We start from the raw sequence: 15,236 nt of genomic DNA, 5'->3' as shown, positions 1-15,236 counted from the left end.
ATATGTAATTCAGCGCATCCGTCGCGGCCTTCGATCAACTGGTCCGATGGCGCGCCCGGCGCATGTCTCTTCCAATGACGGGCGCAAAGCCTTAAACAGCGCTCCATGATCTGGCTCGTGTTCGCCCTTCTCACCGGCGCCGCCGTAATGGCCGTGCTCGCGCCGCTCGCCATGCGCGGCGAAGTCATGGACGCCAGCGCCTCGGACATCGCCTTCTTCGAGGAGCAGATCGCCGAAATCAAGCGAGAGGCCGCCGAGGGGCGGTTGGACCCCGCCGAGGCCGAGGCTGCGAAGACCGAGGCCGCCCGCCGCCTGCTGCGCGCCGAGGCGGCGCCCAGGGCGAGGGCCGCGCGTTCGCGCAAGGCGGCGCTGGCTGCGGCGCTTCTCGCAATCGTCGCAATTCCCGCGCTGGCGCTCACGCTTTACTGGCGCCTCGGCAATGTCGGCATGCCCGACATGCCGCTGACCGCGCGGCTCGACTCCGCGCCGGATCACAACGACCTCGCCGGCGCCGTCGCCCGCATCGAGCAGCATTTGCGCGAGCATCCCGAGGACGGCCGCGGCTTCGAGGTCGTTGCGCCCTACTACCTGCGCACGGGCCGCGGCGACGACGCGATCAACGCTTACTCGCAGGCGCTGAAGCTTCTGGGGCCCACGGCGGCCCGTCACGCCGCGCTCGGCGAAGCCCGCATGATCGTCGCCCAGGGAACGGTGACGCCAGAGGCAAAGAAGGATTTCGAGGCGGCGCTCGCGCTCGAAGCCGACAATGTGGTCGCGCGCTATTACCTCGGCGTCGCCGCCGCGCAGGCTGGCGACAAGGACAAGGCGATCGGGATTTTCGAGAAAATGGCGGCGGAGGCCCCGGAGGACGCCGCCTATCTCAAGGCGGTCAGGGGCCAGCTCGCCATGCTGCGCGGCGAGGCCGAACCCGCCCCGCCGCCCGCGGCCGCGCAGGGGCCGGCGAGCGAGCAGGGCAAGGCCATCGCCGCCATGCCGGCGCAGGAGCGTCAGGCGGCGATCCGCACCATGGTGGACCGTCTCGCGTCGCGCCTCGAGGCCAAGGGCGACGATGTCGAGGGCTGGCTGAAGCTCATCCGCGCCTACAGCGTGCTCGCGGAAACCGAGAAGGCGAAAAAGGCTCTGGCCGACGCCCGCAAGGCGCTGGCGGAAAAGCAGGATGACGTCGCCCGCATCGAGGCGCTGGCGAAAGAGCTGAATATCGGCGGATAGCCGCGTAACCGCCCGGCGCGATGGTCGCGGCCCGCGCGCCGATCCGGATTTCCCGGCCGCCGTGGCGCCAGAGCCGCCGGGACCGGCGCCGGACGCGGCACTTCCAAAGGCCGCGCCGAACCTCTACATCCGTGGTCTCCGGCCGGCGTCGGCCGCGCCGTTCGAAAAGAGAGCATAATGACGCGCAAGGGTAAGCGACTGACCTTGATCATCGGGGCGCTGGCGGTTCTCGGCCTCGCGGCCGGACTGATGCTGTTCGCGCTGCGCGACAATATCGTCTTTTTCTACACGCCTTCTGAACTCGCCCAGAAACAGGTCGCGCCGGGCGCGCGGCTGCGCATCGGCGGTCTCGTGAAGGAGGGCAGCGTCGTGAAGAGCGGCAAGGATGTGACCTTCACCGTCACCGACCGGACGAAGGACCTCGACGTCGCCTATACGGGTCTGCTGCCCGATCTCTTCCGCGAGGGGCAGGGCGTCGTCGTCGACGGGCTTCTGAAGCCGGACGGAAAGTTCAAGGCGGACAGCGTGCTGGCCAAGCACGATGAACGCTACATGCCGCGCGACGTCGCCGATGCGCTGAAGAAGCAGGGCGTGTGGCAGGGCGAAAAGAAGTGAGTCCCGAATGATCGTCGAAACCGGACATTACGCGCTCGTCCTCGCGCTCGCGCTCGCTCTCGCGCAATTCGTCATTCCTTTCGCCGGCGCCCGCCTCAACGACTCGGCGCTGATGCGCGTCGCGCGCCCGACCGCCATCGCGCAGTTTCTTCTGATCGCGCTGGCCTATGGCGCGCTCACCTATGCGCATGTCGTCTCCGACTTCTCGCTCGTGAACGTCATCGAGAATTCGCATTCGCTGAAGCCCTTCATCTATAAAATCTCCGGCGTCTGGGGAAATCACGAAGGCTCCATGCTGCTCTGGGTGCTGGTGCTGTCGCTCTGCGGCGCGCTCATCGCGCTCTTTTCCTCGGCCATTCCCGACAAGCTGCGCGCCGACGCGCTTTCCGTGCAGGGGCTGCTCGGCGCCGCCTTCCTGCTCTTCATCCTGCTGACGTCCAATCCCTTCGCGCGCGTCGCGCAGGCGCCGTGGGAAGGCCGCGACCTCAATCCGATCCTTCAGGACCCCGGCCTCGCGATTCATCCGCCGCTGCTCTACCTTGGCTATGTCGGATTCTCGGTGGTCTTCTCCTTCGCGGCGGCGGCGCTCATCGGCGGGCGCATAGACGCCGCCTGGGCGCGCGTCGCCCGGCCATGGACGCTCTTCGCATGGATCGCCCTGACGCTCGGCATCGCGATGGGCTCCTATTGGGCCTATTACACGCTCGGCTGGGGCGGTTTCTGGTTCTGGGACCCGGTCGAGAACGCCTCGCTCATGCCCTGGATCGCGGGCACGGCCCTGCTGCACAGCGCGGCGGTGATGGAGAAGCGCGAGGCGCTCAAGGTCTGGACGATCTTCCTGTCGATCCTCGCCTTTTCGCTGTCGCTCCTCGGCACGTTCCTCGTGCGTTCGGGCGTGCTCACTTCCGTGCACGCCTTCGCGAGCGATCCCGAGCGCGGCGTATTCATCCTCGCCATCCTCGTCTTTTTCATCGGCGGCGCGCTGGCGCTCTTTGCTATCCGCGCCGGCTCACTGCCGGTGGGCGGGCTGTTCTCGCCCATTTCGCGCGAGGGCGCGCTGGTCGTGAACAACCTTCTGCTCTCGGCGAGCTGCGCGACGGTGGTCATCGGCACGCTCTATCCGCTGGCGCTGGAGGCGCTGACGGGGGAGAAGATTTCGGTCGGCGCGCCCTTCTTCAATACGGTGCTGATCCCCATCGCCCTGCCGCTCGCGCTGCTGATGCCGATCGGCCAGATGCTGGCTTGGAAGCGCGGCGACCTCGGCGCCGCCATGCAGCGCCTGCGCGTCGCCTTCGCGGTCGGCGTTGTCGGCGCGGCGGCCTTCGGCGCCTGGTACGGGACGCCGTTTCTTTCCATCGTCACCGCCGGCATTGCGATCTATCTCATCGTCGGCGGCGTGACAGACATCGCCCAGCGCGTGACCTACCGCGCGGCCTCGTCGCGTTCGGTCTTCTCGCGCCTCCTCGGCCTGCCGCTGTCCGCATGGGGCACGTCGATCTCGCACGCCGGCATGGGGCTGACGCTGCTCGGCCTCGCTGCGACGGGTTGGGGCGTCGAGAACATCCTCGCGATGAAACCCGGCGATTACTACGACGTCGGGCCCTACAAGCTGGGAATCGAGGAAGTCTCGCCGCGGCAGGGGCCGAACTATTCGGAAATTTACGCCGTGATGGCGGTGCGAAAGGGCGGCGAAACGATCGCGACGATCGAACCCGCCAAGCGCTTCTATCAGGCGCGCAAGATGCAGCGTTCCGAAGCCGGCATCGTCACGCTCGGTCTGGGGCAGGTCTATGCGGCCATCGGCGAGTCGCATGGCGACGGCACGATCGACGCGCGTCTCTACTGGAAGCCGCTCGTGACGCTGATCTGGATCGGCGCGCTCGTCATGGCTTTCGGCGGCGCCTGCTCGCTGGCCGACCGGCGCCTGCGCATCGGCGTCGCAAGACGCGCGGCGGCGGGCGCCCTGCCGGAGGCTGCGGAATGAAGTGTCGTTACTTTCTCGCGGCCGCGCTCGTCATCGCGCCGCTCGCCGCCCACGCCGTCACGCCGGGCGAAATGCTCTCCGACCCCGCGCTCGAGGCCCGCGCCCGCGCCATCACCGGCGAATTGCGGTGCCTCGTCTGCCAGAACCAGTCGATCGACGATTCCGACGCCTCGCTTGCGAAAGACCTGCGGGTTCTCGTGCGCGAGAAGCTCAAGGAAGGCATGAGCGACGCCGAGGTGAAGGAATATGTGCACGCCCGCTACGGCGACTTCGTCCTGCTGCGTCCACCGTTGAAGATGGGGACAATCCTGCTGTGGACGGCGCCGCTTATCGCGCTGCTGGCCGGGGCGGCCGCCGTCTGGACCGCCGCCCGACGCAACCGTCGCGCCGCCCTCGCGCCCGCCGCCCTGACGGCGCAGGAGCGCGAGCGGCTGAAGGCGCTGGGCGTCGACCCGAAAGAGTGAGCCCCGCAACCCCTATCCAAGGCGCGCGCGCTGCAATATAGGGGGCGGGAGCTATCCTGAGCCGCCTGAGCGGCGTCACGAAAGAGCGGACCATGGCCGAACATTCCACGCCCCATTTCCACAATACGCCCGGCGTCGCCCAGATTCGCGTGGGGGCGAAGGAGTTCATGTGCATCGGCGCGCTGCCGCCGTTCGACCATCCGCATGTCTATCTCGACATGGGCGCGGATTCGCAGGCGGTCTGCCCCTATTGCTCGACCCTTTTCGTCTATGACGCCTCGCTGCACGGCGGCGCCGACCCGGCGGAATGTGTCTATCACGCGACCGAAGAAGCCGCCTGAGGACCGGGCCGGCGTGAGCGCGCCCATCGTCATCGCGGGCGCCGGCGTCGGCGGGCTGACCGCCGCATTGTCGCTGGCGCGCGCGGGCAGACGAGCGCTGGTTCTGGAGCGCGCGGCGAAAATCGAGGAAGTCGGCGCGGGGTTTCAGATCGCGCCCAACGCCGGGCGGGTTCTGGCCGGTCTCGGCCTCGAGCCGATGCTCGCGGCGGCGGCGCTGGAGCCGCAGGCGATCAACATCCGCCGCGGGCGCGACGGCGCCGTTCTGGCCCGGCTCGATCTTTCCGGCGCGCGCGAGCGCTGGGGCGCGCCTTTCCGTGTTTTCCATCGCGCCGATCTTCAGCAGATTTTGTTGCAGGGCGCGCTCGCGGAGGAGCTCGTCGAGATCCGCACAGGCGCGCGGGTCGGCGATTTCGAGGATCGCTCCGGCGTCGTCTCGCTGCGCGTCCACACATCCGGGGGGCTGGAGCAGATCGACGCCTCCGGCCTTGTCGGCGCCGATGGTCAGCGCTCCGCCGTGCGCGCGCATCTGCATCGCACCGAGCGCGACGCGCCCATCTATTCCGGCGCTACCGCCTGGCGCGCGCTGGTGCCGGCCGAACTGGCGCCTGCGCCGCTGCGGGCGCAGGAGAGCAATCTCTGGCTGTCGCCGGGCGCGCATGTCGTGCATTACCCGCTTCGCGACGGCTCGATCATAAATGTCGTCGTGATCGTCGAGGAGCCGCCGCGGCAGCAGGACGGCGCCTCCATCCTCTCGCTCGACGGGCCGTCGCTGGCGCGCGAGCTGGATCGGCTGCGCTCGGCGCCGATGCTGCGCGAACTGGTGGAGGCGGGGGCCGTCTGGCGGCACTGGCCGCTTTTCGCCCGCCCGCCGCTCAAGAGCTGGAGTCGCGGCGCGGTGACCCTGCTCGGCGACGCTGCGCACCCCATGATGCCCTTTCTCGCGCAGGGCGCCGCGCAGGCGATCGAGGACGCCGACGCGCTGGGCCGCGCCTTCACGCAGTTCGGCGCGACGGCGGAGACGGCCTTCGCCGCCTATGAGCGCGCCCGCATCGCCCGCGCCTCGCAGGTGGTGCGCGCCTCGCGCCGCCAGGGCGAATATTTCCACATGGGCGGTCCGGCGGCCTTCGCCCGCGATCTCGCCATCCGCGCGCTCGGCGGGCGCGGCATGCTCGCGCGCAACGCCTGGCTCTACCGGTAAGGCTCGTCAGCTCTTTCCGGCGCCGCCGCGCCTCACGGCGATGACGCGCCTGATGCAGGGACCGGGCGAAATCCGCATCAGCGTGGCAAGGCCGGAGACCGAGCGCCGGTTTTGCCAGAGCTTCAGCTGTGCAGGCGCTGGCCAGCCGGCGCGCGGCTTGTTAAGAAACTGTCAAGATTCGACGGGCGAGCGGAATTCGGCATTGCGGATCAGCGGCTTGAGACTTTTGCGGCGTGTGTTCGCCGCTTTCTGCTGGCTCATCGGCGCGGCGAGCGCGACCGAACTGACTCCACCGCCAAAAACCGACGCCAATGGCTGGATTGTCACGGTCAGCGTCACGGGCGCGGTCGCGCCGAGCTTTCCGGGCTCGGGCCAGATGCGGCCCTATCCCTTTCCCTCGGTTTCCTTTCGCAAGGTAGGCGAGCCGGAGCTCTTCTCGACGCCCGACGAGGGTTTCGGTCTGGCGCTGATCGACCTCGGCTATCTGCGCGCCGGGCCGGTGGCGAACTTCGTGTTCCAGCGCGGCCAGCGGGACGGGCTCTTCGGCCTGCGCCGGATCGGGCTCACGCATGAGGTGGGCGGCTTCGTCGAGGTCAATCCGCTCGAACATGTCCGCCTTCGCGCGGAGCTTCGCCAGGGCGTCGACGGCCATCGCGGCTTCGTCGCAGCGCTTTACGCCGACGCCTATCAGAGCTTCGGGCGTTTTCGCGTTTCCGCCGGGCCGCGGCTGAACTTCGGCGACAATATCTACGCCAACGCCTATTTCTCGGTGACGCCGTTCGAGGCGCTGATCAACGGGCGACTTACGCCCTACAACGCCACGGGCGGGTTCACCTCCGCCGGCGGCATGGCGACGGTGCGCTACGATTTCGACGAATGGACCAGCGTCTCGGTCTTCGGCGGCGGCCAGCGTCTGCTTGGCGGCGTCGGGGGAAGCCCCATTCCGAACCTCATCGGCTCCCGCAGCCAATACACCGCCGGCCTCTCGGTCGCGCGCTCCTTCGAGGTGCGCAATCCGTTTCCGTTCTGAGCGATTCAGTCTTTCTGGCGCGTGCGTTCCTTCACGCATTCGCGCGTGAAGTCGCGCAGCGCCGCCTTGTCGAGCCCCTTCGCCTCGCCTTCGCGGGCGCATTCGTGGCGCACAGCGCGATGAGAAGCGCGGCCGAAAAAGCATTTCGTAAGAAAAGCGTCGCGCTCGGGGCCCTTGAGACTGTGCTCGTTGGCGCGGTCGCGGCAGGCGTGTCGGATCCGTCGCGCCTCGAATTTCGAAATGCGGCGGGATGAATCATGGCCTGAATTTGGCGCGCTCGCGGCGGCGGGCGCCGGCGTCGCGGGGGATGGACGCGTGTCGGCCCAGGCGGCGCCCACGCAGGCGAGATAGGCGCAAGCGCCGAGAACATTGAAGCGAATCAAGGCGGGAAGGGGAAAAATCGGTTTCATTCTTTCCTGTCTCGCCCGTGAGAAAGCGGTATCAATAGCAGCAATATCTGTGGCGGATTTGCGTCCGAATGGCGCCTCGATCGCGCCGACCCGACCCGGCCTTCGCCACAAAAATTATACCGGCGGCGGCCGCATTAACCAGTGTGCCCCGCCAAAATTTACCAGTTTGAGGGGAAAGTTAAAGGCGCCATTGCGTGAGCTGAGCTATTTTATCGAATGTCCCGCAAAAAAGTCATTAAAAAACAGCAATATGTGCAAAAGCGTCGAATTTTACGGATTTTCCTTGCGAAGAATTATACTTACCTTCTGTCTGCTCAAATCTGAAGTGGTTCGCGTAAAATGCGGCCGAATTACTTTCAGTGACGGCAAAACAAGAAACCTAATCTCGCCTCATCAGACGGAGGCGGGTTATGTTCGGCATCATCGGCAAAGCGGTTGCGGCTCTCGGACTGGCGGGCGTGGCGCTCGTCGCCGTCAATGAGACCAGCTTCGCCGGCGTGGAGGCCGCGACCTTCGCCGCGACGGGCGCCGAGACGAGCGTCCCCTATGGCTGGGTCGATTTCTGCCAGCGCTATCGCGGCGAATGTCAGGAAACGACGCATGAGGCGCGCGACATCGAGCTGACGCCGGCGGCGTTCCGCAAGATCGCCCGCATCAACAGCTGGGTGAACAGGAACATCGACCCCGTCTCCGACACGGACCACTGGGGCGCGGTCGACGCCTGGGACTATCCGACCGACGGCAAGGGTGATTGCGAGGATTACGCCCTCCTGAAGCGCCGCATGCTGATCGAGGCGGGATTTCCGGCCGAGGCCCTGTTGCTCACGGTCGTGAAGGAGAAGAACGGCGACGGCCACTCGGTCCTCACGATCAAGACCAACCGCGGCGAGTTCGTGCTCGACAATCTCGCCGATCAGGTGAAGCCCTGGACCGCCGCCCCCTACCGCTTCGTGAAGCGTCAGTCGCAGGAGAATCCCAATGTGTGGGTCTCGATCGGCGCGCCGACGACCGCCCCCCTCTACGTCTCGAATAAACCATAATTGGAGAAGGCGGCGGCGCACATCTTGGCAAGGCGGACACAATCGTTAATGATTTATTAACGGTTGGGTTCGTCGAGTAAGGTTGCGTCAAGATGTCGGTCTTCTCGCGTCGCGCATTGAAAAGCCTCGGTCTCGCCGCCGGGCTTCTCTGCCTCGCCGCTTCCGGGGTCATCGCCCGCCCGGCGCCGGCGACCTACGCCCCGGTCGGGCCCGAAACCAGCGTGCCCTTCGGCTGGATCGATTTCTGCCAGCGCTACGCATCCGAATGCCGCGAGGGCGACGGCGGCGCGCGCGAGATCGAATGGACGGACGCCGCGCGCCGACGGATCGAGAAGATCAACGCCTGGGTGAACAGGAACATCGATCCCGTCTCCGACAGGGATCATTGGGGCGTCGTGGACGAGTGGGACTATCCCACCGACGGCAAGGGCGATTGCGAGGATTACGCGCTGCTGAAGCGCCGCATGCTGATCGAGGACGGCTTTCCGTCCGGGGCGCTGCTGCTCACGGTCGTCAAGGACGAGCATGGCGACGGCCATTCGATCCTGACGGTGAGGACGGATCGTGGAGATTATGTGCTCGACAATCTCACGGGCGGCGTGAAGCCCTGGTCGAGTGCGCCCTATCGTTTCGTGAAGCGTCAGTCGCAGGCGAGCCCGAATGTCTGGGTCTCTATCGGCGCGCCGACGAGCGCGCCGATGTATGTGTCGAAGTAAGAGGCGTCAATCGGCGATCGGCTCCAGCCCCTTCGCATAGCGCCGGCCGTTTTCGACATAATGTTTCGCTGATTCGAGATGTCGGAGGCGCGCGTCGTCGCCGAGTTCGCGGATGACCTTCGCGGGCGAGCCGACGATCAGCGAATTGTCTGGAAATTCCTTGCCTTCGGTGACGAGCGCATTGGCGCCGACGAGGCAGTTCCTGCCGATCCTGGCGCCGTTGAGGATCGTCGCGCCCATGCCGATCAGGCTGCCCTCTCCAATCGTGCAGCCGTGCAGGATGACATTGTGGCCGATGGTGCAATCCGCCCCGATGGTCAGCGGGAAGCCCATGTCTGTATGGAGAACGCTGTTGTCCTGAATGTTGCTGCGCGCGCCGATGGTGATCCACTCATTGTCGCCGCGCAGGACGCAGCCGAACCAGACATTGGCGTCTTCCTGCAGCTCCACCCTTCCGATGAGATGCGCGCCCGGCCCCACGAAAAAGTGTCCGGGGGCGGGCAGGCGCGGGGCGGTTCCGTCGAGCTTGTAAAGCGGCATGCGAAGCGGTCTCCTCTGGTCCAGCTTGCCTTCGGCGTGTCTGCGACATAGCCATTTCCGCGCGCTGGCGCAAAGGCGCCCGCGAGCTGGCGCCGGACTGGCGTCTTCTCCGCCGCTCATTCGGAGCGCGGGCGAAAATGCGCTATAAGCGCTTGTGTCGGTTTCGTCATTCGGGCGGAGACGCGGTTGACGGGCCGCGCTTCGCCGGCGCCTCGCCTGACGAATCACTGAAACGGAGGGCGCGCCCTGAGCGGCGGATTGTTACGCGATCGGATGCGGCTGGCTGGCGTCTCCGCCGCGCGCGCGCTCGCGCGCCGCGCGGCCGCGCCCTATCATCTCGTGAAGTCCATGGCGATCGCGCCGCCCGAGCGGCTGCGGGTCGCGCCGCCGGAAATCCGCACGACCGATTCGACCGTCGCCGACGAGATTTACGCGGGCTATTTTTCCTTCGAGGGTAAAACCGTCCAGACTCACGGCGCCTCGCCCTTCGGCCTGTCGGCGCCCACGCCCGGATGGCGGCGCGCGCTCGCGGGTTTCTCCTGGCTGCGCCATTTGCGCGCCGCCGACAGGGCGCTGGCGCAGGCGAACGCCCGGGCGCTCGTCGCCGATTTCCTGTCCCTGCGCGGGCTCCCCCGGCGCGATCCGGCGATGGAGCCGGCCGTCATCGCGCGACGCCTGCTGTCCTTCCTCACCCAGTCGCCCGTGCTGCTCGACGGCGCCGACGCCGAATTCTACGACGCTTTCATGCGGTCCCTGGCGCATAGCGCGCGACTTCTGTGGCGGGCGCTGGCGTCCGGCGAGGCGCGCGGGGCCGATCGCATGTTCTGCGCCGTCGCCCTCGCCCAATACGCCGTCTGCGCCGACAATGGCCGCAAGATCGGCCCGCAGGTGACGCACGCCCTTTCCGCCGAACTCGACCGCCAGATTCTGAGCGACGGCGGCCATATCAGCCGCAATCCGCAGGTCGCGGTCGATCTGCTGCTCGATCTTCTCCCCCTGCGCCAGGTCATCGCCGCGCGTGGCCTGCAGACGCCGGAGTCGATGCTGCGCTCGATCGACCGAATGATGCCGACCCTGCGCATGCTGCAGCATGGCGACGGCTCGCTGGCGCTCTTCAACGGCATGGGCGCGACGGCGCTGGACCGCCTCGCCAATGTCCTCGCCTATGAGGATTCGCGCGGCGCGGCGCCGGCGAACGCGCCATATTCGGGCTATCAGCGCCTCGAGGCGCGGGACGCGCTCGTCATTGTCGACGCGGGTTCCCCGCCGCCGCCGGAATTCTCGCGCGGCGCCCATGCGGGATGTCTCTCCTTCGAATTTTCGCTCGGCTTCGAGCGCGTCGTCGTGAATTGCGGCGCTCCCGCGCCCCAGCACGAAGACGCCCGCGAGTTGGCCCGCGCCACTGCGGCGCATTCAACCCTTGTGCTCGGCGACATGTCCTCGGCGCGCATCGGTCCGCGCGGCGCCGGGCGTTGGGCCGCGGGCCGCATTCTCGACGGTCCGCGCGTCGTTTCGGTCGAACGGCGCCAGCTTGAGGACGAGACGACGCTCGTCATGTCGCATGACGGCTATCGGCGCGATTTCGGCCTCGTCCACGCGCGCGAGCTGACGCTGACACATGACGCGACCAACGTGGCGGGCCGCGATCGTCTTCTTGTCGCCGAGAACGCCACGCCCCGGGCCGCTCCGACCGAGTTCGAGATCCGCTTTCACCTGCATCCCCGCGTTCGCGCGGCGCCGCGCGGGGCGGATGTGGAGCTGACGCTCGCCAATGGCGAGACATTGCTGTTCGAAGCCGTCGGCGCCCGGCCGCTCGTCGAGGAGAGCATCTTCTTCGCCAATCCGGGCGGGGCGCGCCGATGCGCCCAGATCGTTCTGCGCGGCTACGCCTCGCCGCAGGCCGAGGTGCGCTGGTCCATTCAGCGCGTCGAGGCGCTTCCGCCGGTTCCGCTGGCGGGGGATGTGTGATAAGCGCGGCGCGAGAAGCGGTTTCGAGCGAAACCGGTTCGCTCGAAGAAAACGCCACAAGACCCAAGGGAATCGCGAACCTTTCCGGCTCCGCCGGACCGGAAAGCCGCCGGTTTTCATGAAGGACAGCTCCATGCCGGTCGATCACCGCAAAATCGCGCGCGCGCTTCTCTCCGTCTCCGACAAGACGGGCCTCGTCGAATTTGCGCGCGCCCTCGCGGATCACGGGGTCGAGCTGGTTTCCACGGGCGGCACGCGCAAGGCGCTCGCCGACGCCGGCCTCGCGGTGAAGGACATTTCCGACCTCACCCATTTCCCTGAAATGATGGATGGGCGGCTCAAGACGCTGCACCCGAAAGTGCATGGCGGCCTCCTCGCGATCCGCGAGAATCCGGAACATGAGGCGGCCATGCTCGCCCATGACATCCGTCCGATCGATCTTCTCGTCGTCAATCTCTATCCCTTCGAGGCGACGCTGGCGAAGGGCGCGCCCTTCGAGGAATGCGTCGAGAATATCGACATCGGCGGGCCTGCGATGATCCGGGCCGCGTCGAAAAATCATGACGACGTCGCCGTCGTCGTCGATCCTTCCGATTACGCCGCGGTGACGACGGAAATGGCCGCAATCGGCGGCGCGACGAGTCTCGCGACCCGCCGCCGCCTCGCGCAGAAAGCCTTCGCGCGCACCGCGGCCTATGACTCGGCGATCTCCAACTGGCTCGCGAAGGAGCTTGGCGAAGCCTCGCCGCCCGTGCGCGCCTTCGGCGGGCGCCTGTCGGAGCCCATGCGCTACGGCGAAAATCCGCATCAGTCGGCGGGCTTCTATCTCACGGGCGAGGCGCGCCCCGGCGTCGCGACGGCCCGGCAGGCGCAGGGCAAGCAGCTCTCCTACAACAATGTCAACGACACGGACGCCGCTTTCGAATGCGTCTCGGAATTCGATCCCGCGCGCACGGCGGCCGTGGCGATCGTCAAGCACGCCAATCCCTGCGGGGTCGCGGAGGGCGCGACTCTGGAGGAGGCCTATCTCAAGGCGCTGCGCTGCGATCCGGTTTCCGCCTTCGGCGGCATCGTGGCGCTCAATCGCAGGCTCGACGCCGAGGCCGCGCGCGAGATCGTGAAAGTCTTCACGGAAGTCATCATAGCGCCCGACGCCGAGGCGGAGGCGATCGAGATCGTCGGCGCAAAAAAGAACCTGCGCCTGCTGCTGACCGGCGGCCTGCCGGACCCGCGCGCGGGTGGCGTCACTTTCCGCAGCGTCGCGGGCGGATTTCTTGCGCAGTCGCGCGACAACGCCGTCGTCGACGACATGGATCTGAAGGTCGTCACGAAGCGCCAGCCGACCGCGCAGGAGCTGGCGGACATGAAATTCGCCTATCGCGTCGTCAAGCATGTGAAGTCCAACGCCATCGTTTACGCCAAGGATCTCGCCACGGTGGGGATTGGCGCGGGACAGATGTCGCGTGTGGATTCCTCGCGCACCGCCGCGCACAAGGCGGGCGAGGCGGCGCAGGCGGCGGGCCTTGCCGAAAGTCTCGCGAAAGGCTCGGTCGTTGCGTCGGACGCCTTCTTTCCCTTCCCCGACGGGCTCCTCGCGGCGGCGGCGGCCGGCGCTACGGCGGTCATTCAACCGGGCGGCTCGATCAACGACAAGGACGTGATCGCCGCGGCGGACGAGAAAGGCCTCGCAATGGTCTTCACCGGGGTGAGGCACTTCCGGCACTAGCCAGGCGATGCTGGTTGTGGCTAAGGTGAGTTTCTATCGGGAGTTTTGGGGGAGTTGAAAATGCGTCGCGCGCTGAAAATCTCACTGGGTCTCGCCCTGCTTTGTGCGCTTGCCTCGGGAGACGCGCTTGCGAAATCCCGCAAGCAGCCGGCGCCCGCCGGTCAGGTCGCCGCCAACAACGAAGACGATTTTCCAATCGCCCTGCCGAAGAATCTCACGACCAACAAGGACTGGCTCGACGACGGCGCCGCTTCGGCGGCGGCGCAGGGAAAGCTGCGGCCGAACGCCCGAGCCAATGACCGTTATTTTCTCGAGCAGCAGGATTTCGCCGACCAGGACCCGCTGCGCTATTCGGAATATGGGAGCGTCTTCGACGGCTGGTGAGTCGCCGTAAGGGATTGCTCATTGCATGAAGACAGGGCCGGCGGCCGCCAGCCCTTCTTCCCTTTTCACCATTTCGGCCGCGCTCAGCACACGGGATAGCGGCGGTAGCCGACGACATCGCCCCAGCGATTGAAGATCGGGCGGCTTTCGTAATAGCAGCCGTCGCTCGCGGCGACGCCCGCGGCGATCGCGCCGATCGCAAGAGCGCCGACTGCGCCGGCCGCATAGGGGCCCCAGCCGTAACCATGGTGATGATGCCAGGCGAGGGCCGGCGTGGCGCTCGCGACCGAACCGGCAAGAACAGCGGCGGCGATGGTCGTGGTGACGATCTTCTTCGATGTGGACATGATGCTCTCCTTTGGTTGTTTCGCGATTTCCGTTTCGCGAATGAGAGCAACTTAAGGCGCGTCTTCGCCCGCGTTTGTACGCGAACGCACATGACGAACGCGCGAGGAAAGAGGATGCTTTACGCCTCGCTCTGCGCGAGCAGCTTCTGCTGATGATCGGTCGTCAGCGCGTCGATGATCTCGTTGAACTCGCCTTCCATCACGCGATCGAGCTTGTAAAGCGTGAGATTGATGCGATGGTCGGTGACGCGCCCTTGCGGAAAATTATAGGTGCGGATGCGTTCCGAGCGGTCGCCTGAGCCGACCTGTTGCTTGCGGTCGTCCGAGCGCTCCTTGTCGAGGCGCTGGCGCTCGGCGTCATAGAGGCGCGAGCGCAACACATTCATGGCTTTCGCCTTGTTGCGATGCTGCGAGCGCTCCTCCTGCATCATCACCACGATGCCCGAGGGAATATGGGTGATGCGGATCGCCGATTCCGTCTTGTTGACGTGCTGGCCGCCGGCGCCCTGGGCGCGCATGGTGTCGATCTGCAAATCCTTTTCGTCGATGTCGATGTCGACGTCTTCGGCTTGCGGCAGCACGGCGACCGTGGCGGCGGAAGTGTGGATCCGGCCCTGCGTCTCCGTCTCCGGCACGCGCTGCACGCGATGCACGCCGGATTCGAATTTCAGCCTTCCATAGACGCCGCGCCCGATGATTTCGGCGACGATTTCCTTGAAGCCGCCGAGCGCGCCGGGGCTCTCCGAGACGAGCTCAACGCGCCAGCCCTTGAGCGCCGCGTATTTCTGATAGGCGCGGAAGAGATCGCCGGCGAAAAGCGCGGCCTCGTCCCCGCCCGTGCCGGCGCGCACTTCGAGTATGACGCCCTTCTCGTCGGCTTCGTCCTTCGGCAGCAGGGCGAGTCGCAGCGTGTTTGCGGCGGCCTCCAGTTTTTCGCGCGCGCCGTCGGTTTCGGATTCCGCCAGCGCGCGCACCTCGGGGTCGAGCGAAGAGTCGGCCAGCATGGCGGCGAGATCGTCGACTTCGCGCTGCGCGTCGCGCCAGGCGCGGATGGCGTCGACGACGTCGTCGAGCGTGGCGCGCTCGCGCGAGAGGGCGACGAATGTCTGTCCGTCGGCGCCGCCGGCGAGTTTCTCGCCGATTTCGTCATAACGGCGCAGAATGAGGTCGAGCTTGTCTTGTGCGAACATGCGGATCGGATTCGTGAGGGAGCGGGCGAGCGACGAAAAGGCGGAAGAGCGTC

16 protein-coding genes are annotated in these 15,236 nt (G+C 66.8%); 12 read left to right on the top strand and 4 right to left on the bottom strand.

Annotation, left to right across the window (positions count from 1 at the left end; all coding sequences use genetic code 11):
• Nucleotides 1–105 precede the first annotated feature (105 nt).
• The 7 genes from ccmI (at nt 106) to LG047_RS07940 (ending at nt 6,862) form a co-directional block, all read left to right on the top strand.
• Nucleotides 106–1,230 carry a c-type cytochrome biogenesis protein CcmI gene (gene ccmI, locus LG047_RS07970; protein ID WP_227966210.1) on the top strand — a complete coding sequence of 375 codons (1,125 nt, stop codon included), beginning with the start codon at nt 106–108 and terminating at the stop codon, nt 1,228–1,230.
• Between the two features lie 177 nt (nt 1,231–1,407).
• Nucleotides 1,408–1,845: a cytochrome c maturation protein CcmE gene (ccmE, locus tag LG047_RS07965; protein WP_036283609.1), complete on the top strand. Its 438-nt coding sequence runs from the start codon at nt 1,408–1,410 to the stop codon at nt 1,843–1,845.
• A 7-nt stretch (nt 1,846–1,852) separates the two neighbouring features.
• A complete protein-coding gene (locus LG047_RS07960) occupies nt 1,853–3,829 on the top strand; it encodes a heme lyase CcmF/NrfE family subunit (RefSeq protein ID WP_227966209.1) in 1,977 nt (658 codons plus the stop codon).
• Nucleotides 3,826–4,293, top strand: coding sequence for a cytochrome c-type biogenesis protein (locus LG047_RS07955; RefSeq protein ID WP_227966208.1), 468 nt, complete (start codon nt 3,826–3,828; stop codon nt 4,291–4,293). Before LG047_RS07960 ends, LG047_RS07955 begins: the two co-directional genes overlap by 4 nt.
• Before the next feature lie 92 nt (nt 4,294–4,385).
• Nucleotides 4,386–4,634: a zinc-finger domain-containing protein gene (locus tag LG047_RS07950; protein ID WP_036283602.1), complete on the top strand. Its 249-nt coding sequence runs from the start codon at nt 4,386–4,388 to the stop codon at nt 4,632–4,634.
• 13 nt (nt 4,635–4,647) lie between these two features.
• On the top strand, nt 4,648–5,832 hold the full coding sequence (locus tag LG047_RS07945) for an FAD-dependent monooxygenase (protein ID WP_227966207.1): 1,185 nt from the start codon (nt 4,648–4,650) through the stop codon (nt 5,830–5,832).
• A 217-nt stretch (nt 5,833–6,049) separates the two neighbouring features.
• Complete coding sequence (locus tag LG047_RS07940; protein ID WP_227966206.1) at nt 6,050–6,862, top strand: MipA/OmpV family protein; 813 nt, start codon at nt 6,050–6,052, stop codon at nt 6,860–6,862.
• A 5-nt stretch (nt 6,863–6,867) separates the two neighbouring features.
• Here the strand turns inward: LG047_RS07940 and LG047_RS07935 are convergent, their stop codons facing one another.
• Nucleotides 6,868–7,272: a hypothetical protein gene (locus tag LG047_RS07935; protein ID WP_227966205.1), complete on the bottom strand. Its 405-nt coding sequence runs from the start codon at nt 7,270–7,272 to the stop codon at nt 6,868–6,870.
• 410 nt (nt 7,273–7,682) lie between these two features.
• Here LG047_RS07935 and LG047_RS07930 point away from each other — a divergent pair, with 410 nt between their 5' ends.
• Nucleotides 7,683–8,312: a transglutaminase-like cysteine peptidase gene (locus LG047_RS07930; protein ID WP_036283597.1), complete on the top strand. Its 630-nt coding sequence runs from the start codon at nt 7,683–7,685 to the stop codon at nt 8,310–8,312.
• Nucleotides 8,313–8,404: 92 nt separating this feature from the next.
• Nucleotides 8,405–9,028, top strand: coding sequence for a transglutaminase-like cysteine peptidase (locus LG047_RS07925; protein WP_370635028.1), 624 nt, complete (start codon nt 8,405–8,407; stop codon nt 9,026–9,028).
• A 6-nt stretch (nt 9,029–9,034) separates the two neighbouring features.
• Here the strand turns inward: LG047_RS07925 and LG047_RS07920 are convergent, their stop codons facing one another.
• Nucleotides 9,035–9,568 (bottom strand): gamma carbonic anhydrase family protein, encoded by a 534-nt coding sequence (locus tag LG047_RS07920; RefSeq protein ID WP_227966203.1) that lies wholly within the window; start codon nt 9,566–9,568, stop codon nt 9,035–9,037.
• 258 nt (nt 9,569–9,826) lie between these two features.
• Here LG047_RS07920 and LG047_RS07915 point away from each other — a divergent pair, with 258 nt between their 5' ends.
• The 3 genes from LG047_RS07915 (at nt 9,827) to LG047_RS07905 (ending at nt 13,646) form a co-directional block, all read left to right on the top strand.
• On the top strand, nt 9,827–11,536 hold the full coding sequence (locus tag LG047_RS07915) for a heparinase II/III family protein (RefSeq protein ID WP_227966202.1): 1,710 nt from the start codon (nt 9,827–9,829) through the stop codon (nt 11,534–11,536).
• Between the two features lie 133 nt (nt 11,537–11,669).
• A complete protein-coding gene (gene purH, locus LG047_RS07910; protein WP_227968457.1) occupies nt 11,670–13,262 on the top strand; it encodes a bifunctional phosphoribosylaminoimidazolecarboxamide formyltransferase/IMP cyclohydrolase in 1,593 nt (530 codons plus the stop codon).
• Between the two features lie 60 nt (nt 13,263–13,322).
• Nucleotides 13,323–13,646, top strand: a complete 324-nt coding sequence (locus tag LG047_RS07905) for a hypothetical protein (protein ID WP_036283594.1) — start codon at nt 13,323–13,325, stop codon at nt 13,644–13,646.
• An 83-nt stretch (nt 13,647–13,729) separates the two neighbouring features.
• Here LG047_RS07905 and LG047_RS07900 read toward each other — a convergent pair whose 3' ends face one another.
• On the bottom strand, nt 13,730–13,993 hold the full coding sequence (locus LG047_RS07900) for a hypothetical protein (RefSeq protein ID WP_036283593.1): 264 nt from the start codon (nt 13,991–13,993) through the stop codon (nt 13,730–13,732).
• Nucleotides 13,994–14,112: 119 nt separating this feature from the next.
• Entirely contained in the window at nt 14,113–15,183 is a 1,071-nt protein-coding gene (gene prfA / locus LG047_RS07895) for a peptide chain release factor 1 (protein ID WP_227966201.1), read from the bottom strand.
• Between the last annotated feature and the right edge of the window lie 53 nt (nt 15,184–15,236).

Origin of the sequence: Methylocystis sp. WRRC1 (assembly GCF_020733155.1) — a bacterium.
Taxonomy (GTDB): domain Bacteria; phylum Pseudomonadota; class Alphaproteobacteria; order Rhizobiales; family Beijerinckiaceae; genus Methylocystis.
This window is presented reverse-complemented; position numbering and strand designations above follow the sequence as displayed.

What these genes read in the sequence shown, in the direction of transcription:
- LG047_RS07905 (WP_036283594.1), top strand. Translation starts at nt 13,323, where the DNA reads ATGCGTCGCGCGCTGAAAATCTCACTGGGTCTCGCCCTGCTTTGTGCG.
- LG047_RS07900 (WP_036283593.1), bottom strand. Translation starts at nt 13,993, where the DNA reads ATGTCCACATCGAAGAAGATCGTCACCACGACCATCGCCGCCGCTGTT.
- prfA (WP_227966201.1), bottom strand. Translation starts at nt 15,183, where the DNA reads ATGTTCGCACAAGACAAGCTCGACCTCATTCTGCGCCGTTATGACGAA.
- LG047_RS07925 (WP_370635028.1), top strand. Translation starts at nt 8,405, where the DNA reads ATGTCGGTCTTCTCGCGTCGCGCATTGAAAAGCCTCGGTCTCGCCGCC.
- purH (WP_227968457.1), top strand. Translation starts at nt 11,670, where the DNA reads ATGCCGGTCGATCACCGCAAAATCGCGCGCGCGCTTCTCTCCGTCTCC.
- LG047_RS07960 (WP_227966209.1), top strand. Translation starts at nt 1,853, where the DNA reads ATGATCGTCGAAACCGGACATTACGCGCTCGTCCTCGCGCTCGCGCTC.
- LG047_RS07930 (WP_036283597.1), top strand. Translation starts at nt 7,683, where the DNA reads ATGTTCGGCATCATCGGCAAAGCGGTTGCGGCTCTCGGACTGGCGGGC.
- ccmI (WP_227966210.1), top strand. Translation starts at nt 106, where the DNA reads ATGATCTGGCTCGTGTTCGCCCTTCTCACCGGCGCCGCCGTAATGGCC.
- LG047_RS07950 (WP_036283602.1), top strand. Translation starts at nt 4,386, where the DNA reads ATGGCCGAACATTCCACGCCCCATTTCCACAATACGCCCGGCGTCGCC.
- LG047_RS07935 (WP_227966205.1), bottom strand. Translation starts at nt 7,272, where the DNA reads ATGAAACCGATTTTTCCCCTTCCCGCCTTGATTCGCTTCAATGTTCTC.
- LG047_RS07920 (WP_227966203.1), bottom strand. Translation starts at nt 9,568, where the DNA reads ATGCCGCTTTACAAGCTCGACGGAACCGCCCCGCGCCTGCCCGCCCCC.
- LG047_RS07955 (WP_227966208.1), top strand. Translation starts at nt 3,826, where the DNA reads ATGAAGTGTCGTTACTTTCTCGCGGCCGCGCTCGTCATCGCGCCGCTC.
- ccmE (WP_036283609.1), top strand. Translation starts at nt 1,408, where the DNA reads ATGACGCGCAAGGGTAAGCGACTGACCTTGATCATCGGGGCGCTGGCG.